Annotated in this window: 19 protein-coding genes and 1 other RNA gene; 9 read left to right on the top strand and 11 right to left on the bottom strand. The window is 64.4% G+C overall.

From position 1 onward, the window contains the following. Positions 1–7: 7 nt before the first annotated feature. Both ACOOE2_RS03015 and ACOOE2_RS03010 read right to left on the bottom strand, forming a co-directional pair. On the bottom strand, positions 8–661 hold the full coding sequence (locus tag ACOOE2_RS03015) for an amino acid ABC transporter permease (protein WP_420381546.1): 654 nt from the start codon (positions 659–661) through the stop codon (positions 8–10). Next, positions 658–1,425, bottom strand: coding sequence for a substrate-binding periplasmic protein (locus ACOOE2_RS03010; protein WP_420381545.1), 768 nt, complete (start codon positions 1,423–1,425; stop codon positions 658–660). The genes ACOOE2_RS03015 and ACOOE2_RS03010 overlap by 4 nt, the downstream gene beginning before the upstream one ends. 302 nt (positions 1,426–1,727) lie before the next feature. Between ACOOE2_RS03010 and ACOOE2_RS03005 the strand changes: the two genes are divergently transcribed. From ACOOE2_RS03005 to ACOOE2_RS02995, 3 genes are read left to right on the top strand one after another with little or no spacing between them, the layout of a single operon-like run. Next, positions 1,728–2,918 carry an efflux RND transporter periplasmic adaptor subunit gene (locus ACOOE2_RS03005; RefSeq protein WP_420381544.1) on the top strand — a complete coding sequence of 397 codons (1,191 nt, stop codon included), beginning with the start codon at positions 1,728–1,730 and terminating at the stop codon, positions 2,916–2,918. Between the two features lie 13 nt (positions 2,919–2,931). Next, positions 2,932–6,099, top strand: a complete 3,168-nt coding sequence (locus ACOOE2_RS03000; RefSeq protein WP_420381543.1) for an efflux RND transporter permease subunit — start codon at positions 2,932–2,934, stop codon at positions 6,097–6,099. Next, complete coding sequence (locus tag ACOOE2_RS02995) at positions 6,096–7,559, top strand: efflux transporter outer membrane subunit (protein ID WP_420381542.1); 1,464 nt, start codon at positions 6,096–6,098, stop codon at positions 7,557–7,559. The genes ACOOE2_RS03000 and ACOOE2_RS02995 overlap by 4 nt, the downstream gene beginning before the upstream one ends. Before the next feature lie 242 nt (positions 7,560–7,801). On the opposite strand, the gene ACOOE2_RS02990 is transcribed toward ACOOE2_RS02995, so the two are convergent. Both ACOOE2_RS02990 and ACOOE2_RS02985 read right to left on the bottom strand, forming a co-directional pair. Further along, the gene (locus tag ACOOE2_RS02990) at positions 7,802–8,236 is read right to left on the bottom strand and encodes a VOC family protein (protein WP_420381541.1); all 435 of its coding nucleotides are present in this window, start codon (positions 8,234–8,236) and stop codon (positions 7,802–7,804) included. Between the two features lie 35 nt (positions 8,237–8,271). Then, on the bottom strand, positions 8,272–9,102 hold the full coding sequence (locus ACOOE2_RS02985; RefSeq protein ID WP_420381540.1) for a TorF family putative porin: 831 nt from the start codon (positions 9,100–9,102) through the stop codon (positions 8,272–8,274). A 352-nt stretch (positions 9,103–9,454) separates the two neighbouring features. Here ACOOE2_RS02985 and ACOOE2_RS02980 point away from each other — a divergent pair, with 352 nt between their 5' ends. Beyond that, on the top strand, positions 9,455–10,267 hold the full coding sequence (locus ACOOE2_RS02980) for a metallophosphoesterase (RefSeq protein ID WP_420381539.1): 813 nt from the start codon (positions 9,455–9,457) through the stop codon (positions 10,265–10,267). Between the two features lie 39 nt (positions 10,268–10,306). Here ACOOE2_RS02980 and mtgA read toward each other — a convergent pair whose 3' ends face one another. The 3 genes from mtgA to ACOOE2_RS02965 form a co-directional block, all read right to left on the bottom strand. Next, positions 10,307–11,068, bottom strand: coding sequence for a monofunctional biosynthetic peptidoglycan transglycosylase (gene mtgA / locus ACOOE2_RS02975; protein ID WP_420381538.1), 762 nt, complete (start codon positions 11,066–11,068; stop codon positions 10,307–10,309). 70 nt (positions 11,069–11,138) lie between these two features. Next, the gene (gene rpoH, locus ACOOE2_RS02970) at positions 11,139–12,056 is read right to left on the bottom strand and encodes an RNA polymerase sigma factor RpoH (protein WP_420381537.1); all 918 of its coding nucleotides are present in this window, start codon (positions 12,054–12,056) and stop codon (positions 11,139–11,141) included. 172 nt (positions 12,057–12,228) lie between these two features. Next, entirely contained in the window at positions 12,229–13,185 is a 957-nt protein-coding gene (locus ACOOE2_RS02965) for an RluA family pseudouridine synthase (RefSeq protein ID WP_420384550.1), read from the bottom strand. A 222-nt stretch (positions 13,186–13,407) separates the two neighbouring features. Between ACOOE2_RS02965 and ACOOE2_RS02960 the strand changes: the two genes are divergently transcribed. From ACOOE2_RS02960 to ACOOE2_RS02945, 4 genes are all read left to right on the top strand, one after another. Further along, positions 13,408–14,061, top strand: coding sequence for a histidine phosphotransferase family protein (locus ACOOE2_RS02960; RefSeq protein ID WP_420381536.1), 654 nt, complete (start codon positions 13,408–13,410; stop codon positions 14,059–14,061). Positions 14,062–14,079: 18 nt separating this feature from the next. Beyond that, positions 14,080–14,790, top strand: coding sequence for an N-acetylmuramoyl-L-alanine amidase (locus tag ACOOE2_RS02955; protein WP_420381535.1), 711 nt, complete (start codon positions 14,080–14,082; stop codon positions 14,788–14,790). A 51-nt stretch (positions 14,791–14,841) separates the two neighbouring features. Continuing rightward, positions 14,842–15,260, top strand: an RNA gene (rnpB, locus tag ACOOE2_RS02950) — RNase P RNA component class A. A gap of 40 nt (positions 15,261–15,300) precedes the next feature. Next, complete coding sequence (locus ACOOE2_RS02945) at positions 15,301–16,260, top strand: cation diffusion facilitator family transporter (RefSeq protein WP_420381534.1); 960 nt, start codon at positions 15,301–15,303, stop codon at positions 16,258–16,260. Positions 16,261–16,454: 194 nt separating this feature from the next. On the opposite strand, the gene clpX is transcribed toward ACOOE2_RS02945, so the two are convergent. Continuing rightward, the gene (clpX, locus tag ACOOE2_RS02940; protein WP_420381533.1) at positions 16,455–17,708 is read right to left on the bottom strand and encodes an ATP-dependent Clp protease ATP-binding subunit ClpX; all 1,254 of its coding nucleotides are present in this window, start codon (positions 17,706–17,708) and stop codon (positions 16,455–16,457) included. A gap of 201 nt (positions 17,709–17,909) precedes the next feature. Beyond that, entirely contained in the window at positions 17,910–18,605 is a 696-nt protein-coding gene (clpP, locus tag ACOOE2_RS02935) for an ATP-dependent Clp endopeptidase proteolytic subunit ClpP (protein ID WP_420381532.1), read from the bottom strand. A gap of 205 nt (positions 18,606–18,810) precedes the next feature. Between clpP and ACOOE2_RS02930 the strand changes: the two genes are divergently transcribed. Continuing rightward, positions 18,811–20,301, top strand: a complete 1,491-nt coding sequence (locus tag ACOOE2_RS02930; RefSeq protein WP_420381531.1) for an amidase — start codon at positions 18,811–18,813, stop codon at positions 20,299–20,301. Positions 20,302–20,312: 11 nt separating this feature from the next. Here the strand turns inward: ACOOE2_RS02930 and ACOOE2_RS02925 are convergent, their stop codons facing one another. Together ACOOE2_RS02925 and ACOOE2_RS02920 are read right to left on the bottom strand one after the other, a co-directional pair. Beyond that, positions 20,313–20,909 carry a hypothetical protein gene (locus tag ACOOE2_RS02925; protein WP_420381530.1) on the bottom strand — a complete coding sequence of 199 codons (597 nt, stop codon included), beginning with the start codon at positions 20,907–20,909 and terminating at the stop codon, positions 20,313–20,315. 89 nt (positions 20,910–20,998) lie between these two features. Beyond that, positions 20,999–22,717: a thiamine pyrophosphate-dependent enzyme gene (locus ACOOE2_RS02920; RefSeq protein WP_420381529.1), complete on the bottom strand. Its 1,719-nt coding sequence runs from the start codon at positions 22,715–22,717 to the stop codon at positions 20,999–21,001. Positions 22,718–22,794 lie beyond the last annotated feature (77 nt).

Raw genomic sequence — 22,794 nt, 5'->3', positions numbered from 1 at the left:
GATCCGATCATGTCAGGCGCCCCCGGCGTTCGAGCGTGCGCACCAGCGCCGACAGCGGCAGGCTGGCGGCAAGGTACAGCAGCGCCAGCAGCGCATAGACCGAGCCGTTCTTGAACGTCGAAATCGCCAGCAACTGCCCCTCGCGCGTCAGTTCGGCGATGGTGATGGTCGACGCGATCGAGGTATCCTTCAACAGCATGACCATCGAATTGCCCGTCGCCGGCAAAGCATGGCGCAGCCCCAGCGGCAGGATCACCCGGCGCCACAGCGTGATCCGCCCCATGCCGAGCGCCTCGCCCGCCTCGACCAGCCCTTTGTCGACCGCGCCGATTCCGCCGCGAATGTTCTCTGCCTGATAGACCGAATACGCCAGGCCCAGCCCGAGCACCCCGGCCAGGAACGGCGGCAGATCCAGCCCCCAGTCGGGCAGCACGAAATAGATGAAGAACAGCTGCACGATGATCGGAATCCCGCGCACCACGGTGATCACCGTGCGCGCGATCCACCGCAGCGGCGCTGCCTGTGCGCGGCCCATCGCAACCCACACCAGCCCCAGCACAAGGCTGAGCGCCAGCGCGCACACCGTCAGCTCCAGCGTGACCAGCAACCCGCGCAGCAGCACCGGTGCAAACCGCACCGTATCAGCAAAAAATTCGGTCATGCGTGCCCTTCCGACGGCTCTAGGCCCCAGCGTTTCAGCACCGGCGCGATCCGCCCCAATGCCGGCCCACCGAGTTCGCCATCGATCCGCGCCAGCAGCGGCGATCCCTTGCGCGCGATCAGACACAATTGCTCTTTGCCCGGCCCGTGAAACTCGGCCGGCATATGCACCGCCCAGCGCGGCCCGATGCGCAAAATCATCCGCAGGATCGGATCATCGCCATAGGCCGCATCGATCCGCCCGTGCGACAGATCGCGCAACATGTCGCCCAGCCCCTGATACGTCGAAACCTGGTTCACCCCCGCCTCGCGCAATTGATCCACAAACCGCGTGCCGATCTGCGTCCCGACGCGCAAAGGCCGCAGGGCCGCCAGATCGGGATAGACCCCGCGCGCATCATTGCGCACCGCCAACCCGCCGGCATAGGCAAACACCGGCGCCGAAAACCCGACCAGCGCCTCGCGCGCGGGCGTGCGCAACATCGCCGCCGCGATCAGATCGATCCGCCCGGTCATCAGCGACGGCACCAGCCCGGAAAACGGCACGATCCGGAACTCGGGATGCAGACCCAGCTGTCTGGTCAGCTGCGCGGCGATATCGACCATCGCCCCTGTCAACTGGTTGGTATCGGGGTCGACATAGCTGAACGGCACGCCGGTGGGCGACGCGCCGATGACCACCCGGCGCGGATCGGCGGGCGCACCGGTGCATCCCGCAACCAGTGCGGCGCCCAGTCCCGCAACAGTCGCGCGGCGCGTGATCACGCTACCCCCCAAAATCCGGCCCCGACAGTCTGGCATGAATTTGCCACAAAGCACGATTATGCACGCCCCGCGCCTCGACGGGAAGCCGTCGCGGCGTACGGGGGTGGTGTTTTGGGTACACCATGGGCAAGGGCTGATAGGGGCAGTCCGGGCCGATAAAAGCCGAACGTTGCATAGCGGCAATGTTGCGATGCGGCACTTTACGAATCCTTAATGCGCCGCGCCGCAATAAACCTTGCATCCAGGCCCCAAGCCCACCATCCGACACCACAAGATTTTCTAATTGTGCGGGGCTTAGCAGTATGGATCATACCCCAACCGACGGGCAGGACGTACCGGTGCGCAAGCTGACGACGCGCGCCCAATGGCGTCTGGCCGGCCTGTTGCTGGCGCTGGCGATCGTGCTGTTCTGGCTGGTACCGGTGGTGTGGAGCGCGCTGACACCGCCGCCGCCACCGCCCCCACCGCCGCCCGCCGACGGCAGCTTCGTCGCCACCGACAAACAGTGGCAGACGCTGAGCTTTGCGACTGCGCAATCCGCCATGGTCGGCGACAATCCGACCAGCGAAGGCAAGATTGCCGTCGATGACGATCTGACCACGACGGTCTATTCGCCGTTCACCGGCCGCGTGACGCAGCTGATCGCCAAAGTGGGCGATCATGTCCGTGCCGGCCAGGTGCTGTTTGCAGTCGCAGCAAACGAAGCCGCGCAAAGCAATGCCGATATCGCCACCAGCGCCGCGCAAGTGACCGTGGCGCGCGCGGCCGAGGCGCGGCTGCACGATTTGTACAACAACCAGGGCGCCGCGTTGAAGGACTGGCAGCAGGCGCAGGCCGATCTCGCCGCTGCACAAGCCAACCTGGCCGCCGCGCAAGGCCGCCGCAATGCGCTGGGCGGTGTGATCGCCAAGGGCCAGGGCCTGGTGCGCGCGCCGGTCAGCGGCATCGTCACGCAGCGCTTGATCGGGCAGGGGCAATACGTCGCCAGCTCGACTGGCGGCACCGCGACGCAGGCGTTCACCATTTCCAGCTTCGACAAAGTCTGGCTGGTGGGCAACCTGCGCGAAGAAGACGCGGGCCGCGCGCATGTCGGGCAATATGCGCAAGTGCGCCCGCTGGGCAGCAACGAAGTGCTGCACGCGCGGATCAATTACGTCGGCCCGTCGATCGATCCAGGCACGCGCCGCCTGACCGTGCGCGCCGAGCTGCCCAATCCCGATGGGCACCTCAAGCCCGAAACGCTGGCCACGTTCACGCTCGATTCGGGCAATGAGCACCCGTCGGTAACCGTGCCCGAGGCGGCGGTGATCTTCGAGGCGAACACCGCACGCGTCTGGGTTGCAATGCCCCACGGCCACAAGCTGCTGCTGCGCCAGATCAAGACCGGTCAGGTGAGCAACGGCACCGTCGAAGTGACCGGCGGCCTGCGCGCGGGCGAAGTCGTCGTGACGGCCGGCAGCCTGTTCATCGACCGTGGCTCGAAAAGCGATTGAAGGGCAATAGCCGATGAACCCGATCGTCACGTTCGCGCTGCGTCAGCGCCTCATGATCCTTGCCGTGCTGGCGCTGTTCCTGATCGCCGGGTTCTTCGCCTTCAAGCAGCTGAATATCGAGGCCTATCCCGACCCGGTACCGCCGCGCGTCGAAATCATCGCGCAGACGGCCGGGCTGTCGGCGCAGGAAATCGAGCGCACGATCACGATCCCGATCGAAATCCAGCTTGCCGGCATCAAGAATGTCACCAAAGTCGAGACGATGTCGCTGTTCGGCCTGTCCGACGTCCGCGTGCAGTTCACCTATGACTACACGTACGAGGAAGCGCAGCAGCGCGTCCTGAACCAGCTGTCGCAATTGCCGCCGCTGCCCGGCGGCACGCAGCCGCAGATTTCGCCGACCAGCCCGATCGGCGAAATCTATCGCTATCAACTGGTCGGCCCCAAGGGCTATTCGGTCACCGATCTGAAAACCATCCAGGACTGGATCCTGCAGCGCCGGTTCAAAGCCGTGCCGGGCGTGATCGACGTCAATGGCTGGGCCGGCAAATCCAAGACCTACGAGATTACCGTCGATCAGCGCAAACTGGTCGGATACGGCCTGTCGCTCGCCCAGGTCCTGGCCGCGATCAACAACGCCAATGTCAACGTCGGTGGCCAGACGGTCAATATCGGGCCGCAGGCCGCGGTCGTGCGCGGCGTCGGCCTGATCCACACGCTCGACGATATCCGCAACACGATGATTTCGCCCAACAACGGCAAGCCCGTGCTGGTCAGCGATATCGCGACCGCGCAGGTCGGCAACGTGCCTCGGCTCGGCATCGTCGGGCGCGACAACGATGACGACATCGTCCAGGGCGTGATCCTGATGCGGCGCGGCGAGGAAAGCCTGCCGACATTGCACCGGGTCGAGGCCGAAGTCGAAAAGATCAACAGCGAAGGCATTCTTCCGCCAGGCGTGCGCATCGACAAGATCTACGACCGCACCGAGCTGATCGGTGTCACCATTCAGACCGTGCTCGAAAACATGATCAGCGGCATCGTGCTGATCTTCATGGTCCAATGGATATTCCTTGGCAGCCCGCGCTCGGCGCTGATCGTCGCGGCGACGATCCCGTTCGCGCTCGCCTTCGCTGTCATCCTGATGGTCATCCAGGGCGAATCGGCCAATCTGCTGTCGATCGGCGCGATCGATTTCGGGCTGATCGTCGATGCGACCGTGATCATGGTCGAAAACATCTACCGCCATCTCAGCCAGCATTCCAGCGACCGCTTCGGCCGTGGCGTGCTCGACCGGATGGGCGGCGTCCCGACGTTTTCAGGCAAATTGGGCGTCATCGCGCTATCGGCCAGCGAAGTGAATCGCGCGATCTTTTTCGCAGCGGCCATCATCATCGCCGGGTTCCTGCCGCTGTTCACGCTGACCGGCGTTGAAGGCCACATCTTCGGCCCGATGGCGCGCACGTATGCCTATGGGATCATGGGCGGGCTGATCGCGACGTTCACGATCACGCCGGTGCTGTCGTATTTCATGCTGAAGGACAAGGAAGAGGAAAAGGAGACCTGGCTCGTCCGCAAGATGCGCAGCGTCTACGATCCGGCGCTGCGCTTTGCGCTGGCCAACCGGATTTTGGCGATGGGCGGCATGGCCGCGCTGCTGGTTGCGGCGGGCATCGCCGTCACCGGGCTCGGCCTCGAATTCCTGCCCAAGCTGGAAGAGGGCAATTTCTGGGTCCGCGCCGAGATGCCCAATTCGATCGGGCTCGACGAAGCGGCGGTCTATGCCAACCGCATGCGGCACATCCTGATGAAATTCCCCGAAGTGAAAACCGTGGTCAGCCAGCTTGGCCGCCCCGACGATGGCACCGACACCACCGGGTTCTACAACGCGGAATTCTATGTCCCGCTCAAACCATCCAGCCAGTGGCCCGGGCACCCGACCAAGGAAGCGCTGACCAAGGAAGTCAATGACGCCTTGTCTGCGCCCTTCCCCGGCGTCTCGTTCGAATTTTCGCAGAATATCGAGGACAACGTCGAGGAAGCGGCCTCGGGCGTCAAAGGCCAGAACTCGGTCAAGCTGTATGGCAACGATCTCGATGCCATTCAAAAGGCTGCGTACCAGATCAAGAGCGTGCTGGGCAGCGTGCGCGGAATTACCGACCTGAACGTGTTCGATGCGGTGGGCCAGCCGACCGTGAACATCAAGGTCGACCGCCTCAAAGCCGCAAAATACGGCCTCGCGCCGGGCGACATCAACGCCGTGGTGCAGGCCGCGATCGGCGGCCAGGCAGCCGGCAGCAATCTGTACGAATACGGCTCCGATCGCAATTTCCCGATCGTGGTCCGCCTCGCGCCCGAATACCGCACCAACCTCGATGCAATCCGCCGCATTCCGGTTGCGGTCACCAACCCCGCCGGCGGCGTCACGCAGATCCCGCTGGCAAGCGTTGCCGATATCCAGCTCGTTGCCGGATATTCGCTGATCTATCGTGAAAACCAGAGCCGCTATATCCCGATCGGGTTCGCCGTGCGCGGCCGCGATCTGGGCGGCGCCATCCTGGAGGCGCAGAACAAGATCGAAAAGCAGATCAATCTGCCCGCCGGATCACGGCTGGAATGGGTCGGCGAATTCGGCGAATTGCAGAACGCGCTGTCGCGGCTCGAAATCGTCGTGCCGATCGCGTTCCTGGCCATCGGCGTGCTGTTGTTCATCAATTTCGGATCGCTGCGCGATACGCTCCTGGCGGCCAGCGTCATGCCGATGGCGCTCGTCGGCGGGATCTTTGCGCTGTATTTCACCGGCATCCCGTTTTCGGTTTCGGCCGCGATCGGGTTCATCGGTCTGTTCGGTATCTCGGTGATGGGCGGCATTCTCGTGCTGTCGTATTACAACCAGATGCTGCTGGCCGGGATGCCGCGTGACGAAGCGATCCTGCACGCCGCGCGCACGCAGTTCCGCCCGGTGATGATGACCTGCATCGCGGCGTGCGTCGGGTTGCTGCCCGCAGCTGTCGCCACCGGCATCGGCAGCCAGGTGCAGAAACCGCTCGCGCTGGTTGTCGTCGGCGGCATCCTGTTGGCGCCGATCCTGATCCTGGTCGTGCTGCCCGCGATGATCAGCACGTTTTCGAAACGCCCGGAAAACCCGCAGCATCGGCCCCCGCTGGAGAAGCCAGAATGACCCGCGCGTATCGTTTTCTGGCCGTGGCCCCGTGTTTTCTGGCCGGCGCGCTGGTCACCGCGTGCTCCGTCGGCCCGAATTTCCACGCCCCGGCCGCGCCTGTGCAAACCGCGTATGACAAGGAGGGCACGGCGCCGATGATCGCGCCGGCCGGGGTGGCCGGCGGCGCCCAGCAATGGGTCGCCGGCATGCCGCAGGACAAATGGTGGCTGGCTTATGGCTCGGCGCAGCTCGACACGCTGGTCGACGAGGCGCTGCGCGCCAATACCGATCTTGCCGCGGCCAACGCCGCGTTGAAAGCTGCGAACGAGACCTACCTGTCGACACGCGGCATCCTGTTGCCCACAGTCGATGGCGCGATCAACGCCACGCAGAACAAGAGCAGCCAATACCTGTCGCCGGTGCCCAATGCGAATTCGTTCCATTACGGCCTGCAAACCGCGCAAGTGACTGTCGGCTATCAGCTCGATCTGTTCGGGCTGAACCGCCGCACCGTCGAACAGTCGCGCGCCCAATACGACATGCAGGCGTATCAGACGCAGGCCGCGCGGATTTCGCTGATCAACAATGTGATCGCCGCCGCCCTGCTCGAAGCATCGCTGCGCGCACAATTGGCCTCGCAGGAACGCCTGATCGCGATCCAGCAAAAGACACTCGACATCCTTCACCGCCAACTGGCCGCCGGGCAGATCGCCGGCGCCGACGTTCTCGCCCAGGACGCCGCCCTCGCCGCCGCGCAGGCCGCGCTGCCCCCGTTGCGCCGCGCTCATGCCCAGGCCACCGACCTGATCGCCTACCTCACCGGCCGCAGCGCCGCCACCGCGTTGCCCGACGTGATCAACCTCGCCAGCATCGCGCTCCCCCGCGACCTGCCGCTGTCGCTACCCTCCGAACTGGTGCGCCAACGCCCCGACATCCGCGCGGCCGAAGCCCAGCTCCACGCCGCCAGCGCCGCAGTGGGCATCGCCACGGCAAACCGCCTGCCCCAGATTACGCTGACAGCCGCCGGCGGCGCCAGCGCGGGCGGTTTCGGCAGCATCCTGTCCGCCGCCAATTCATTCTGGACCCTGGGTGCCGGCCTGGCCCAGCCGATCTTTCAGGGCGGTACCCTGCTGCACAAACAGCGCGCCGCCCGCGCCGCCTATGACCAGGCCGACGCGCAATACCGATCGGCGGTGCTCGCCGCGTTCCAGAATGTCGCCGACACCCTGGCTGCCCTGCGCACCGACACCGAAGCGCTCGATGCCGACGTCAAGGCCCGCGATTCGGCCCAGGCCAGCATGAAAGTCTCAGCCCACCTGTTCGAACAGGGCCAGACGTCGTTCGCCAACGCGCTGATCGCCGAAACCGCGCTGCGCCAGGCGGAACAGACTCTGGTCCAGGCCCAGGTCGCGCGTCTGACCGATACGGCTGCTTTGTTCGAGGCGCTTGGCGGGGGGTGGAGCGGGGGGAAACCCTGAACAGGGCCTCCGGCGGCCAAGGGCTATTGCCCTTGGATCTTGTTTTTTTGAGTTTCCGCTCCCCATCCCTCCTGTCGTCATCCCGGGCTTGACCCGGGATTGTGCTTCTTTTCGCGCCGGTAATGCGATGTCTTACGTCGCCCCTGGCCGGCGATCAGCGCGAAAGAAAGCACAATCCCGGGTCAAGCCCGGGATGACGAGAGAGGGAGTAGCCCTTGGCCGCCGGAGGCAACCTACGCTTTTCACCAGACCCCGGTGTTCGCCATGCTCGCCCAGGGCTCCGCTGGCGCCAGACGCCCGTCCTGCAGCAATTCGATCGAAATACCGTCTGGTGATTTGACGAAGGCCATGTGCCCGTCCCGCGGAGGCCGGTGAATGATATGCCCTGCCGCCTGCAGCCGCGCGCACGTCTCGTAGATATTGTCGACCTGGTACGCCAGATGCCCGAAATTGCGCCCGATGCCATAGACTTCGGCGCTGCCGTCCTCGGGCGGCCAGTTGTACGTCAGTTCGACTTCGGCGACGCCCGCCTGCCCCGGCGCGGCGAGGAAGATCAGCGTGAACCGCCCCGCTTCGCTTTCATGCCGGCGCACTTCGCTCAGTCCGATCAGGCCGAAAAACGCGATCGTCGCATCGGGATCGGTCACCCGGATCATCGCATGGAGAAACTTTGTCACCGCACATCCTTTTGAAAGGTCACGACCGCATTATGTCAGAACGATGCGCTCAGGGATACGACCGCGACGGGCTTTCCCTGCCGATAAAACGCATCGAGTTTCAGCGTGTCGACGCCGCCCGACGCGTTTGTGGCGATGCCCGACCTGGCAATATCGCTGCGGCTGACGGTCGTGCCGACCAGCGACAGGTCGAGCGAAAGGCGTTTCCATTTTGCGGTCGCGCCCACGATGTAGTCGAAATACGGCGTCGCATAGTCGAGCCCGCCGCCGGTATGCGCCAGATGCGTGTGCAATGTGACCGGGCGGTTCGGGATGTCGCCGGAGACTTCTCCATAGACATACAGATTGTCGCGCGCAGCCGAAGACAGATTGTAGTTGAACACTTTCTGCGCCGGCGCGAACGCCGTGCCGACTTTGGCCGTGACCGGGCCCAGCGTTTCCGCCAGCGAACCGTAGACTTCGTAGAAATCCAGGTTCGGCGCCCCGGCATAGATATAGCCGAACAGCCCGCCATCGACGACCAGGCCGGAATGGCCGAGCGCATGGGTGTATCCGCCATAGATATCGAGCTCGGACCCGCCGATATTGACCGGACTGTTGTGCAACTGCGCACTCGACGCCCAGGCGGCGCCATAAAACCCGCTTTCGTGCGTGACGGTGATCGTACCTTGTATCACCGGGCGATTGTCCGATTGCGAAATGCCGCGATAGCGATACTGGCTGGCGACGTCGGCGCTGCCGGTGATCGTCCATTCGGCAGGCGGCGCGGTGGGATCGCTGTTGGCGTGGGCTATCGCCGGAATAGTTACAGATAAAACCAATACTGCGGAGACCTCGCGCAGTGTTCGTACAGTCAAACGCAGCATTCTCTACCCCTGGCGTATCGCTGCGATTTACGCGCAGTGATCGCAACTGCTGACCTTTGTTGTCTGGCGGTCTTGTTGTGTTGCGCCGCTGCCCCTGACCTGCCGCCGCGACGCAGGCAAGCACCACACGCGCGACCATGCGGTTTGATTAAATATGCGGTACTTTTTTGCATCACGCATCCTTTGGCCGCACGCATAGGGATGAACACGCATGGACCGCGCATGGTCCCTGAATTCGCATGACATTCGGCACCAGTCGGGCCGGCCCGTCGTTCTAGGTCCTTGCAACCGGGCTCGAGCGCACCGATATGAGCTCACGATCGTGACCGTCTGGCCCTATTTCCAAAGTCCTATGTTCAAAAACCTCCGCAATCTGTTTTCATCGTCGCAGCCCACCGCGCCGGATGTCGTCTCGGCGCCGACACGCGTGCCCGCAGGCGAGCGGGTCTATGCGATTGGCGACATTCACGGCCGGCTCGATGTGTTCGAGACGATGATCGCGATGATCGACGCCGACGATGCCGCGCGTAACCCGGCCGAAACGACGGTGATCCTGCTGGGAGATCTGGTTGACCGGGGCCCGGCCAGCGCGGGCGTGATCGCGGCGGCGCGCGCATGGGCCGCGCGCCGTACCGTTCGCGTGCTTGCCGGCAATCATGAAGAGATGTTCCTCGCCTCGATGACCGACGAAGGCACGCTGCGGCATTTCCTGCGTTATGGCGGGCGCGAGACGCTGCTCAGCTATCCGATCAGCATGGATGAATACGGGCCTGCCACGCTGGCCGAGTTGCAGGACCTGATGCGCGACCGGATTCCGGCGGCGGATATCGCGTTCCTGCTGGGGATGGAGGATCTGATCCGCATCGGCGACTATGTGTTCGTTCACGCCGGCATCCGCGCCGATGCCCCGCTGGAAGACCAGGTCACGGGCGATCTGCGCTGGATCCGCGGCGAATTTTTCGACGATCCCACCCCGCGCGATTTCGCCGTGGTGCACGGCCACACGATCACCCCCGAGCCCGAACTATCCCCCCACCGCATCGGCATTGACACCGGCGCTTTTGCAACCGGCTGCCTGACCGCGATCGGTCTGCAAGGCACGGACCGCTGGCTGATCACCGCGCAAGGCGAGAATGACGCGCGGCACGCTGTGGAATTCGCGTAAACAAGCCCTCCCCTAGCTCTTGAGGAGAGGGGCTCAGGGTTACTTGTAAACGCACACGTCGTAATCCCCGCGCACCGTGCTCTCGCGCGCGGCAATGACATTGCCATGCCGCCGCACGCGTCCGGTCGCGCCAATTACCGCGCGCACCTTGGGCTGGGGAAACGCTGCCGCGATCCGCGCCGCTTCCAGAGTTCCCAAATTCTTCGCCGGCTGGTTGAAATACCGCTGCGCCGCCGCCTCGACACCATACGTGCCGATGCCGGTCTCGGCGACGTTGAGATAGACCTCCATGATCCGCCGCTTGCCCCAGATCGCTTCGATCAGCACGGTATACCACGCCTCGAGCGCTTTGCGGACATAGCCGCCACCCTGCCACAGAAACGTGTTCTTGGCGGCCTGCTGGCTGATCGTCGATCCGCCGCGGATCCGCCCGCCATCCTGGTTGCGCTGATACGCGGCGCGCATCGCATCGGTATCGAAGCCGAGATGGCTGCAGAATTTGCCGTCTTCGCCGGCGATCGCGGCATCGACCATCGCGCGGCTGATCCGCCCGATCGGCACCCAGGCGCGCCGATCGCCATTGGTATCGGCAAGCATCGTGACAGTGACAGGCACCGGCACAAATTTATAGATGACGACTTGCGCAACGCTCAGCACGATAAAGGCCAGCAGCAATTGCACCACGATGCCGATCAAGCGACCCGCAAAGCCGGATCGCGCAGCGCCACCGCGTCGGCGGTGCTTGACCGAGATCGGCTGTCGCTCGTTGCGCAATTCATCCCAGTCGCGGTTGCCGCCCATTCAACGCTGGCCCCTGTTCACACCAGGGGCCACCAGACCGCATTCGCCGCAGGGATGCAACCCGACTGTTTCAGAGCGCGGGCAGCATGTGCCGCTCGCCGGCGATATGCTGGATCGCCTTCTGCAGCTTTTCAAACGCGCGCACTTCAATCTGGCGCACGCGTTCACGGCTGACATTGTAGACCTGGCTCAACTCTTCGAGCGTCTTGGGCTCGTCGACCAGACGACGATCGGTCAGGATGTGGCGTTCGCGGTCGTTCAGCCCGTCCATCGCCTCGACCAGCAGACCGTGGCGCATCTGCGCCTCTTCGGCATCGGCCACGGTCTCGTCCTGCAACGGACGATCGTCGGCCAGCCAATCCTGCCACGAACCTTCGCCATCCTCGCGCACCGACACGTTCAGGCTGGCATCGCCGCCCATCATCATGCGCCGGTTCATCGAAACCACATCAGCCTCGGGCACGCCCAGGTCGGTCGCGATCTTTTTCACATCGTCGGGATGGAGATCGGTGTCCTCGAACGCTTCGAGGTTTTTCTTCATGCGGCGCAGATTGAAGAACAGCTTCTTCTGCGAAGCCGTCGTGCCCATCTTCACCAGCGACCAGCTGCGCAGGATGAATTCCTGGATCGACGCCTTGATCCACCACATCGCATACGTCGCCAGGCGGAACCCGCGCTCGGGATCGAATTTCTTCACCCCCTGCATCAGCCCGATATTGCCCTCGGAAATCAGCTCGGACACCGGCAGGCCATAGCCACGATAGCCCATCGCAATTTTCGCGACGAGCCGAAGATGGCTCGTCACCAGTTGCGCAGCGGCCTGCGAATCACCATGTTCCTGGTACCGCTTCGCCAGCATGTATTCGGTTTCGGGCGCCAGGATCGGAAACTTGCGAATTTCCGACATGTAGCGGTTGAGACTCTGTTCGCCCCCCAGTGCGGGGACGGTCAGTGCCTTGCCAGCTTGGGCTTTATTCGTATCACGCACCGGACATTCCTTTCGAGACGTCAGTACCTCTATGTCACAACCCCTAACGGGCGTTGTGCGGGAGAACCACACATGAAATCTACTAAGTTGCAAACGACAACTGAATTACCGCCTTTCCTAACCAGCCGACTCGGATCGGTGCAAGCGCAAACCTGAACGATACCCTGCGAACTCAGGAAGCCAGTTCGACAAGCAGTTGTTCCATATCGACGGGCGTCGAGCTGATGAAATGCACAGGCCGTCCGTCGATCGGATGCAGAAACCCAATCTCGGCGGCGTGAAGCGCCTGCCGGGCAAAACCGAGTCGGGTGAGAATGGGGCGCAACCGCGCGGGAGTCTTGCCATAAACAGGATCCCCCAATAGCGCATGGCCAATTGACGCAAGGTGAACGCGCACCTGGTGGGTTCTCCCGGTTTCCAGCCGGCATTCGATCAGGGCGGCGCCCCCCAGGTCTTTGGCCAGGACCTTCAACGTCCGGTAATGGGTTACCGCGTGCTTGCCCCGGCCGTCGTCGACCAGCGCCATTTTCTTGCGATCGTGCGCGCTGCGCCCGATATGCCCGCGAATGGTTCCGGCCGGCGGGATCGGCACCCCGGCAGTGATCGCGCGATAGGCGCGCACGATCGAATGATCGGCAAATTGCCGCGCCAGCCCTTCGTGGGCAGCATCGGTCTTGGCCACCACCAGCAGGCCCGACGTCGCCTTGTCGATCCGGTGCACGATACCGGGCCGCGCGACGCCCCCGATGCCCGACAGCTGACCCCGGCAATGGTGCAGCAGCGCATTGACCAGCGTGCCATCGAGATTGCCCGCCGCCGGATGCACCACCAGCCCCGCCGGCTTGTCCACCACGATCAGCGCATCGTCTTCATAGGCAATCACCAGCGGAATATCCTGCGCCTGCGCGCGCGCGGCTGTCGGCGCCGGCACGGCAATCGCCCAGGCCATGCCCGCGCCCGACTTGGCCGATGCGGATGCCGCCGCACGCCCGTCGATCGTAACCGCGCCCTCGGCGATCAGCGCCTTGACCCGCTCGCGCGACAGCCCCGACGCCTCGGCCAGCGCCTTGTCCAGCCGCTGCCCGGCCTCGGCGAAAGTGCCGGTCAGAATATCCGATGTTGCCCCCATTATCCGCTCGATATGGGGCGCTGCGCCGGTCAGACAAGGTTTGCCCATGCGCCCTTTTTCCGCAGGTATCCCCAAATGTTGTCGATTTGCATCACCGCATCCTCCGGTGCGATGATGCCGTATTGCCGCGTGAACCGCTTTCCTATGAACGCGTTGACGGTTAAGGCAGTGTTACGACGCACGCCAGACGCGATACCAGAAACACGAAGGCCCCGATCCCGGATGACACTCGCTACGCTTGAACTCGCCAGCCTGCTCTGCTCGCGCCTGTGCCACGATCTGCTCAGCCCGGTCGGCGCGCTGTCCAACGGCCTGGAACTGCTGGCCGACGAAAAAGACCCCGACATGCGCCAGCGCTGTTTCGAACTGCTGGAACAGAGCGCCAAGACCTCGGCCGACAAGTTGCGTTTTTTCCGCCTCGCGTTCGGCGCCGGCGGCGGTTTTGGAGAAGCTGTCGCGATGCACGAGCCGCGCGCGGTGATCGACGCGCTCGTCGGCAACAACGGCCGCATCGCCGTCACGTGGGCGCTCGCCAGCGAAACGATGCCCAAACCCGCAGTCAAAGTGCTGCTCAACCTGGCGATGATCGGCATCGAAGCACTGGTGCGCGGCGGCACGCTCGATATCGTCGCCGAAACGCGCGACACCCCCCAGGGCCCGGTCAGCGAAATCGTCATCCGCGCAACAGGCGCGCGGATCGCGTTCGATCCCACCGTCGGCCAGGCGCTCGACGGCACGCTGGCGACATCGGCCCTGTCGCCAAAAACCGCGCCCGCGTACATGATCGAGCAACTGGTCACAGGCTTCGGCGGCGGATTGCAGACGCAAGTGTCGGCCGGGCAGCTGGTCATGGGCGCCGTGTTGCCCGCTGCATGACCTGGTGCCTATGATCCGATGGCCGTAAACCGCTGGCTGGTCCATCGCGAGGCGCCCTCGCCGAACTGGAACGCGCGCAAGCTGCCGATAACGCTGGTCGTGCTGCACTACACCGGCATGACCAGCGCCGCCGATGCGATCGCGCGGCTGTGCGACCCGGCCGCCGAAGTGTCGGCGCATTACCTGATCGACGAAGACGGCACCGTCGTCCGCCTGGTCGATGAGGCCCACCGTGCCTGGCACGCGGGCCGTGCCTACTGGCGCGGCGTGACCGACATCAATTCGGCCAGTATCGGCATCGAGATCGTCAATCCCGGTCATGAATTCGGCTATCGCCCGTTTACCGACGCGCAGATGGAGGCGCTGGTGCCGCTGCTCGCCGATATCATGCGTCGCCACGCGATCGCGCCGGCCGACGTGATCGGCCATTCCGACGTCGCGCCGGCGCGCAAGACCGATCCGGGCGAACTGTTCGACTGGGACATGCTCGCGCGCTACCGGCTGGCGCTGGCACGCCCCAAGCCGCGCATGCGGCTGATCTACGACAACGACGGCGCATTCTACCTCGCGCTGGAACGCCTCGGCTATGACATCGCCGACCGCGCCGCCGCGATCCGCGCGTTCGAACGCCGCTGGCGCCCGCATCGCATCACCGGCGAAATCGACGGCCACATCGGCGCGCTGCTGTTCGAACTGCTGATCCAGCGAGACATGGCACGCGATGACTGATTTGACCGCCGATTTTGACCCGGCCGCAAACACCTGCTAGGCGCCACATCGCCAGGGGGCCGGGCAGCCGCGTTATCGCTTGCGATACCGAGGAAAGTCCGGGCTCCATGAAACAAGGGTGGCGGGTAACGCCCGCCGGGGGTGACCCCAGGGAAAGTGCCACAGAGAACAGACCGCCACACCGGAGCAATCCGGCGGCAAGGGTGAAACGGTGCGGTAAAAGCGCACCGCGCGCGCCGGTAACGGCCGCGGCACGGCAAACCCCACCCGGAGCAAGACCGAATAGGGGCGACGCGCCGGATATCCGGCAGGCATGTTTCAAGCCAAGGAGAAATCCTGCGGAGCCCGGGTTGGTTGCTTGAGCGGCGCAGCAATGCGTCGCCTAGAGGAATGGTTGCCCGTGCCGATACGGTCTGTGCAGACAGATACCGTCGGCACGACAGAACCCGGCTTACAGGCCCCCTGGCACATTTACTGGGCAAAATTCCGATGCCGGGTTAGAAGCCCGCCATGGCGCATTCGCACGATCATCACGACCATTCGCACCACGGCGCCAGCCACAGCCACGCCGGCCACGGCCATGTGCATGCGCCCGCCAGCTTTGGCCGCGCGTTTGCTGTGGGTATCACGCTCAACATCGCGTTCGTGGTGCTTGAAGCGCTGTACGGCGTGCTGGCCGGGTCGATGGCGCTGGTCGCCGATGCCGGGCACAATATGTCCGACGTAATGGGGCTGGGCATCGCGTGGAGCGCGACTGTCCTGTCCGCCCGCCCCCCCACGTCGCGGTTCACGTATGGTTTGAAAGCCAGCTCGATCCTGGCCGCGCTGGGCAACGCGTCGATCCTGATGCTGGCGCTGGGCGCGATCACGCTGGAGGCGGTGCAACGCCTGTTTCACCCGACGCCGATCGCTACCGGCCCGGTGATGGTCGTCGCGGCGATCGGCATCATGATCAACACCGCCACCGCGCTGATGTTCATGGGCGGCCGTCATCACGATATAAACTTGCGCGGCGCATTCCTCCACATGGCGGGCGATGCGGCGGTCTCGGCCGGCGTGGTGCTGGCGGCCCTGGTGATCACCTTTACCCACGCCTGGTGGATCGATCCCGTGGTCAGCCTGGCGATTGTCGCGCTGATCGGATGGAGCACGTGGGGCCTCGCGCGCGATGCGCTGCACATGGGCCTGCTGGGCGTCCCCCCCGGCATCAGCGAGCAGGACGTGCGCGCCTGGCTGGGCCAGCAGACGGGCGTGACCGCGGTTCACGACCTGCATATCTGGCCGATGAGCACGACCGAAACCGCGCTCACCGCACATCTGGTGATCCCCGGCGGCCATCCCGGTGATGGGTTCCTGCACACGCTGGCGGACAACCTCGATCACAAATTCGGCATCTGCCACGCCACGGTGCAGATCGAAACCGAAGCCCACGCCCACGACTGCGCGCTGATCAGCGAATCGGTCGTATAAAAAATCCTCCCCGGAACGGGGAGGGGGACCACGCAAAGCGGTGGTGGAGGGGCAGTGCCTCATGGCGCCACACCGGCAAGGAAACGCCCGGGAGAGTTAACCCCCGGGCGCGACATTTCGATAGCAAATCGCGTGGGGCCAGGCCCCACCACCACGGCTTCGCGTGGTCCCCCTCCCCGAAACGGGGGGGATTTTTATGCCGCTTCCTTGTCCTTCAGCACTTGCATCGGTTCCTTGCGGCCCTCGACGACATCCTTGTCGACGACCACTTCGACCACGCCTTCCAGAGTCGGCAAGTCGAACATCGTATCGAGCAACAGGCTTTCGACAATCGAACGCAAGCCCCGCGCGCCGGTCTTGCGCTCGATCGCGCGCTTGGCGATCGCTTCCAGCGCTTCCTCGGTAAACGTCAGCACCACGTCCTCGAGCTCGAACAACCGCTGATACTGCTTGACCAACGCGTTCTTCGGCTCGCGCAGGATCAGCACCAGCGCCTCGATATCGAGATCGTTCAACGTCGCGATCACCGGCAGGCGACCGACGAATTCGGGGATAAGCCCGAATTTCAGCAGATCTTCCGGTTCCGCCTTCTGCAGCAATTCGCCGACCTTGCGCTTGTCGGGATCGGCGACATGCGCGCCAAACCCGATCGACCGCTTCTGCAACCGGTCCGAAATGATCCGTTCCAGCCCGGCAAACGCCCCGCCGCAGATGAACAGGATGTTGGTCGTGTCGACCTGGAGGAATTCCTGTTGCGGATGCTTGCGCCCGCCCTGCGGCGGCACGCTGGCAGTGGTCCCTTCCATCAGTTTCAACAGCGCCTGCTGCACGCCTTCGCCCGACACGTCGCGCGTGATCGACGGATTTTCGGCCTTGCGGCTGATCTTGTCGATCTCGTCGATGTAGACGATGCCGTTCTGCGCCTTTTCGACATTGTAGTCGCTGGCCTGCAACAGCTTGAGAATGATGTTCTCGACATCTTCGCCGACATAGCCGGCCTCGGTCAGCGTGGTCGCATCGGCCATCGTGAACGGCACGTCGAACGTCTTGGCCAGCGTCTGCGCGAGCAGCGTCTTGCCCGAGCCGGTTGGGCCGACGAGCAGGATGTTCGATTTCGACAGCTCGACTTCGCCGCCCTTGCCGCTGTGCTTCAACCGCTTGTAGTGGTTGTGAACCGCGACCGACAGCACGCGCTTGGCGCGGTCCTGCCCGATCACATAGTCGTTCAGCGTCGTAAAGATGTCACGCGGGGTGGGTACGCCGCCGTCCTTCTTGCCGGCGATGCCCGACTTGGTTTCTTCACGGATGATGTCGTTGCACAGCTCGACGCATTCATCGCAGATGAACACAGTAGGGCCGGCAATCAGCTTGCGCACCTCGTGCTGCGATTTCCCGCAGAAGCTGCAATACAGCGTGCTTTTGGTATCCGATCCGGAAAGCTTAGTCATTCTTTGTTCCCAAACGCTTCTCTCGCGAGAAGCACGGCCAAACGCTTCTCCACGAGAAGCACGCCTGTTTAACCTCAGGCGAGAGGCGTGTCCGGCTATCCTACTACCCCAAGGGCATTAATCAACCGGGCACGAAAGTGCACAGAAATACCTTAAAATACGGCACCCGGAATGGCCAAAGTGCCGCATTTTCAAGGGGTCTTACGCTGGGGGCGCGGCGCCCGAGCCATCGGCCTGCCCGGTCTGCTCCGAAGCGGGACGTGATTCGAAAACCTTGTCGACCAGACCGAACGCCAAAGCCTCGTCGGCCTCAAGGAACGTATCACGATCAAGCGCACGCTCGATCTCTTCCAGCGAACGGCCGGTGTACTTCACATAAAGGTCGTTCATGCGCTTGCGGATGCGCAGGATTTCGCGCGCCTGGATCTCGATGTCCGACGCCATGCCGCGCGCCCCGCCCGAAGGCTGATGCACCATGATCCGCGCATTGGGCAACGCCACGCGCAGGCCCGGCTCACCGGCCGCAAGCAGAAAACTGCCCATCGAGCACGCCTGGCCGATGCACACCGTCGACACGCGCGGACGGATGTATTTCATCGTGTCGTGGATCGCCATGCCCGCGGTCACCGCGCCGCCGGGCGAGTTGATATAGATCGAAATGTCCTTGGAAGGATTTTCCGATTCGAGAAACAGCAACTGGGCGATCACGACCGACGCCATGTGGTCCTCGACTTCGCCGGTCAGAAAGATGATCCGTTCGCGCAGCAGGCGCGAATAGATGTCGAAGCTGCGTTCGCCCCGGCTCGATTGCTCGACGACCACCGGGATCAGGGCCCCGGTGACGGGGTCGTGGGTAAATTTGCCTTGGGCGCCAGATGAGCCGAACACGTCGAGCATGGATTTCCTCATTCGATGATTTGCGCCCCTATGTCGCGTGCCACGGCGCGATGTTCAAGGGCGTTAACCCCGACATGCGCACAATTGCCCCGCGCAGTTGCGAAAGCTGCGCACAATAATGGGCCTGTGCGCCAAACGCCCCCTTGCAGGGCAGCCTAAAACCCGCACACTCTGCTTGCGATAGCGTTTTGGGGGATGATCCGCGATGTACCACACCACCACCCGCGGCTTGCTGCTGGCCGCCGCCGCGTTTGCCGCGTCACCTGCACACGCCGATGACTCGGTCGAATTCTATCTGTCGCGGATCGCCGCGCTCAATCATGCAGGGCCGCACCTCAATGCGGTGATCGCGATCAACCCCGACGCGGCGCAGGCGGCACGCATTGCGACCGGCGCTGGCACCGGGCCGCTGGCGGGCAAGCCGATCCTGATCAAGGACAATATCGAAACGCGCGAACCGATCGCCACCACCGCAGGCAGCCTCGCGCTGGCCGACAATGTGACCGGCCGCGACGCGCCGCTGGTCGCGCGCCTGCGCGCGGCCGGCGCCGTGGTGCTGGGCAAATCCAACTTGTCCGAATGGGCCAACATCCGCTCGAGCGCATCATCGAGCGGCTGGAGCGCGACAGGCGGCCAGACGCGCAACCCCCATGCCACAGACCGATCCCCGTGCGGATCTTCATCGGGCAGCGGCGCAGGCGTCGCCGCCGGCCTCGCGTGGGCGGCGATCGGCACCGAAACCGACGGGTCGATCACCTGCCCCGCCTCGATGAACGGTGTCGTCGGATTCAAGCCCACTGTCGGCCTGGTCAGCCGCACCCATGTCGTGCCGATCAGCCATAGCCAGGACACCGCCGGGCCGATTGCGCAAAACGTCCACGATGCCGCGCTGCTGCTGACCGCGATGGCCGGCAGCGACCCCGCCGATCCCGCGACCGCGATGGCCGATGCGCGGCGGACCGACTACGTCGCCGCGCTCAAGACTGCGAACCTGAAAGGGCTGCGCATCGGCGTGCTGCGCAAGTCCGCAGGATCGGATGCCAAAGTCCAGGCGCTGTTCGCAAAAGCGCTGGCCGACCTGAAAGCCGCCGGCGCCGATCTGGTCGAGATCGATTACGACCGCGACCCGGCCATGGGCCGCGACGAACTGACCGTGCTGCTGTACGAATTGCGCGTCGACCTGGGCGCCTACCTCGCCGGCCTGCCCGGCAAAGTCGCCGTGCGCAGCCTGGCCGATGTCATCGCATTCGACACCGCGCATGCCGACACCGAACTGCGCTGGTTTGGCCAGGACACGTTCGAACAGGCGCAAGCCGCGACCGACGCGGCCGCCTACAAGGCCGCCCGCGCCAATTCGCTGCGCCTGGCCGGCAAGGATGGCATCGACCACCTGCTGGCCGCCAACCATGTCGCGCTGCTGATCGCGCCGACTGCCGGCCCCGCCTGGCCGATCGACCTGGTCTCGGGCGACCACGGCGTCGAAGCCGGCGCCGGCAGCCTGCCTGCGATCGCCGGCTATCCCCATCTGACCGTGCCGATGGGCGCGATCGAAGGCATGCCGGTCGGCCTGTCGTTCATTGGCACTGCGTGGGACGACGCGCGCGTGCTGGCCGCCGGCGCAGCGTATGAAGCAGCACGGACCGTGCCGCTGGCCAAGCCGACCTTCGCGCCGTGGCGGGAACGCGCGCTGCGTTGACGCGCGACAGATCAGCCCGCCTTGCGCACCCGATCCTGCAATTCCTGCAATGCGGCCAATTGCGCCTCCATCGCGCGCATCCGCGCTTCGGCACGAACCAGCTTCTCCTTCATGTCATCGGCCCGCCGCCGCGCCGATGACCACCGCGCCAACCGCCGCCCGCTGTCGCGCAAGGCAAACGCAATCACATCGACAAAGCCGCGCCGATGCGGCACGAGCGCACGCCCGGCGGGAATGGGTTCGGCGATCGTAACGGGGTCCGGCCTTACAGCCTCGGCCAGCGGCGCAGACGGTTCGGGTATCGCCGCCACGATAATCAGCTGCTCAGCCGTCGGCGCCGCCATTGCGGCGCGCGCTTGCGCAGCCGCCCGGCGCTCTGCATTGCGCAACGCCTTGCGCCCGATCGCGGCTGGCACCGCTTCGCCCTGCAGCAGGAACCCCGACGTGATCACGGCCCCGCGATGCGGCGGCACGACCCAATCGGCCGGGAACCGCGCCGCCGCGACCTTGACGGGCCCATGGCCGTCATCGTGTTTACCGGTATTGCGCCGGGATCGCGCAGCCTCGGCGCGGGATTTGTCGGCTTGGCGATTGCGAACAGTGTGCATCGACGACCCCCCTGGGTTTCCGCGATGGGTGTACTGTCTCATGCAGCGATTCGCCGTGGCAATACGTAGGAACGCTGTCACCCCGCATTTTACGGGGTGATCGCGTCCTCGATCAGTTCGACCACACCCTTCGCCCGCTCACCGCCCGCCAGAATGCCTTTGGCTGAATAAAGCGCGGTGCCGAAAACTTGCGCCAGTTCGATTTTCGCCGGCATCACCAGCTCGTTGCGATCGACCACCACATCGAGCAGCGCCGGCCCTGGCGCCGCCAGCCAGGCGCGCACCGCCTCGTCCAATTGCGCCGGATCCTCGACCTTGCGGCCCCACATGCCGATCGCTTCCGCCACTTTGCCGAAATCCGGGTTTTTCAGATCGGTATAGGTATCGAGCAGCCCGTCGACTTTCTGCTCGATCTCGACAAAGCCAAGCGAGCCATTGTTGAACACCACGACCTTGATCGGCAGGTTTTCCTGCACCGTCGTCAGCAAATCGCCCATCAGCATGGCGATTCCGCCATCCCCCGACAGCGAAATGACCTGCCGCTCCGGGAACGCGGCCTGCGCGCCCAGCGCCTGCGGCATCGCGTTGGCCATCGTCCCGTGGCTGAGGCTGACCACGGTGCGGTTGCGGCCTGTCGAGGGCACATGGCGCAGACACCATACCATCGGCGATCCGCCATCGGCCGTATACACCGCGTCAGGCTGCGCATGGCGGGCAATCGTTTCGGTCAGGTACTGCGGATGGATCGGCCCGCTGCCGGCCACTGCCCGCTTTTCCAGGTTGTCCTCCGCCCGGGCCGCGCGCGCCAGTGCGTCGTCCAGAAACGCCCGGTCGCTGCGCTGCGCAACCAGCGGCAGCAGCGCATCGAGCGTCGGTGCAATATCTCCGACCACCCCGATATCGACCGGATGCCGCCGCCCCAGATGCGCGCCGTTGATATCCACCTGGATGATCGTCGCATGTTCGGGATAGAACTGCCGCCAGGCGAAATCGCAGCCGAGCAGCAGCAGCGTGTCGCACTCGGTGAGAGCGTGATACCCGCCCGCCGTTCCGAACACCCCGGTCATCCCCACATCGAACGGATTGTCATGCTCGAGAAAATCTTTCGCCCGCGACGTCCGCGCAACCGGCGCGCACAATTTGCCCGCCAGCGCCATGACCTGGCCATGTGCATTCTCGCACCCCGATCCACCATAGATCGCGATCTTCCTGCCCGCATCCAGTGCGCTGGCGATCCCCGCCAGTTCGGCTTCGTTGGGGCGAACCACCGGCGCGGCACGATGCACCGAAAAATTGGGTTCGGTCGGCGCCTTGGCCGATGACACATCGACCGGCACGATCAGCACGGCAACGCCGCGCTTCGACAACGCCGCCTGCGCCGCCATCGCGGTCATGCGCCGGGCCTGCGCGGGGGTGCGTACCTCTTCGCAAAACACCGTTCCGGAAGCATAGATCGCCTTGAAATCGACCTCCTGCGGAAAATCGAAGCCGATCTCCGCACTGACGATCTGGCTGGCAATCAACACCACCGGCGCCCGGTTCCGATTGCTCTCCCACAGCCCGTTGATGAAATGCAGACTGCCCGGCCCGCATGACCCGGCACACAGCGCCAATTCGCCGGTCAGCAACGCATCGGCGCCCGCCGCCATGCCGCCCGCCTCTTCATGCCGCACATGCACCCAGCGCAGATCCGACCGCCGCACCGCATCGGTGAAATAATTGAGCGTATCACCCGGCACGCCATAACACCGCTTCGCACCTGCCTGCGACAGCACTTCGACCATTACATCTGCGACCGTCTGAGTCATGTCCATGTCCTTGGATTAGCTGGACTTGGAACGCACGACTGTGGGCCGGGGTCCGTCATGGCAATAGATGTTATTTG

The sequence above is a fragment of the Novosphingobium sp. genome (assembly GCF_965214355.1).
Lineage (GTDB): Bacteria > Pseudomonadota > Alphaproteobacteria > Sphingomonadales > Sphingomonadaceae > Novosphingobium.
This window is presented reverse-complemented; position numbering and strand designations above follow the sequence as displayed.

Coding starts and splice junctions, on each gene's coding strand:
- ACOOE2_RS03015 (WP_420381546.1), bottom strand. CDS start 661: ATGACCGAATTTTTTGCTGATACGGTGCGGTTTGCACCGGTGCTGCTG.
- ACOOE2_RS03005 (WP_420381544.1), top strand. CDS start 1,728: ATGGATCATACCCCAACCGACGGGCAGGACGTACCGGTGCGCAAGCTG.
- ACOOE2_RS03000 (WP_420381543.1), top strand. CDS start 2,932: ATGAACCCGATCGTCACGTTCGCGCTGCGTCAGCGCCTCATGATCCTT.
- ACOOE2_RS02995 (WP_420381542.1), top strand. CDS start 6,096: ATGACCCGCGCGTATCGTTTTCTGGCCGTGGCCCCGTGTTTTCTGGCC.
- ACOOE2_RS02985 (WP_420381540.1), bottom strand. CDS start 9,102: ATGCTGCGTTTGACTGTACGAACACTGCGCGAGGTCTCCGCAGTATTG.
- ACOOE2_RS02980 (WP_420381539.1), top strand. CDS start 9,455: ATGTTCAAAAACCTCCGCAATCTGTTTTCATCGTCGCAGCCCACCGCG.
- mtgA (WP_420381538.1), bottom strand. CDS start 11,068: ATGGGCGGCAACCGCGACTGGGATGAATTGCGCAACGAGCGACAGCCG.
- ACOOE2_RS02965 (WP_420384550.1), bottom strand. CDS start 13,185: ATGGGGGCAACATCGGATATTCTGACCGGCACTTTCGCCGAGGCCGGG.
- ACOOE2_RS02960 (WP_420381536.1), top strand. CDS start 13,408: ATGACACTCGCTACGCTTGAACTCGCCAGCCTGCTCTGCTCGCGCCTG.
- ACOOE2_RS02955 (WP_420381535.1), top strand. CDS start 14,080: ATGGCCGTAAACCGCTGGCTGGTCCATCGCGAGGCGCCCTCGCCGAAC.
- ACOOE2_RS02945 (WP_420381534.1), top strand. CDS start 15,301: ATGGCGCATTCGCACGATCATCACGACCATTCGCACCACGGCGCCAGC.
- clpX (WP_420381533.1), bottom strand. CDS start 17,708: ATGACTAAGCTTTCCGGATCGGATACCAAAAGCACGCTGTATTGCAGC.
- clpP (WP_420381532.1), bottom strand. CDS start 18,605: ATGCTCGACGTGTTCGGCTCATCTGGCGCCCAAGGCAAATTTACCCAC.
- ACOOE2_RS02930 (WP_420381531.1), top strand. CDS start 18,811: ATGTACCACACCACCACCCGCGGCTTGCTGCTGGCCGCCGCCGCGTTT.
- ACOOE2_RS02925 (WP_420381530.1), bottom strand. CDS start 20,909: ATGCACACTGTTCGCAATCGCCAAGCCGACAAATCCCGCGCCGAGGCT.
- ACOOE2_RS02920 (WP_420381529.1), bottom strand. CDS start 22,717: ATGACTCAGACGGTCGCAGATGTAATGGTCGAAGTGCTGTCGCAGGCA.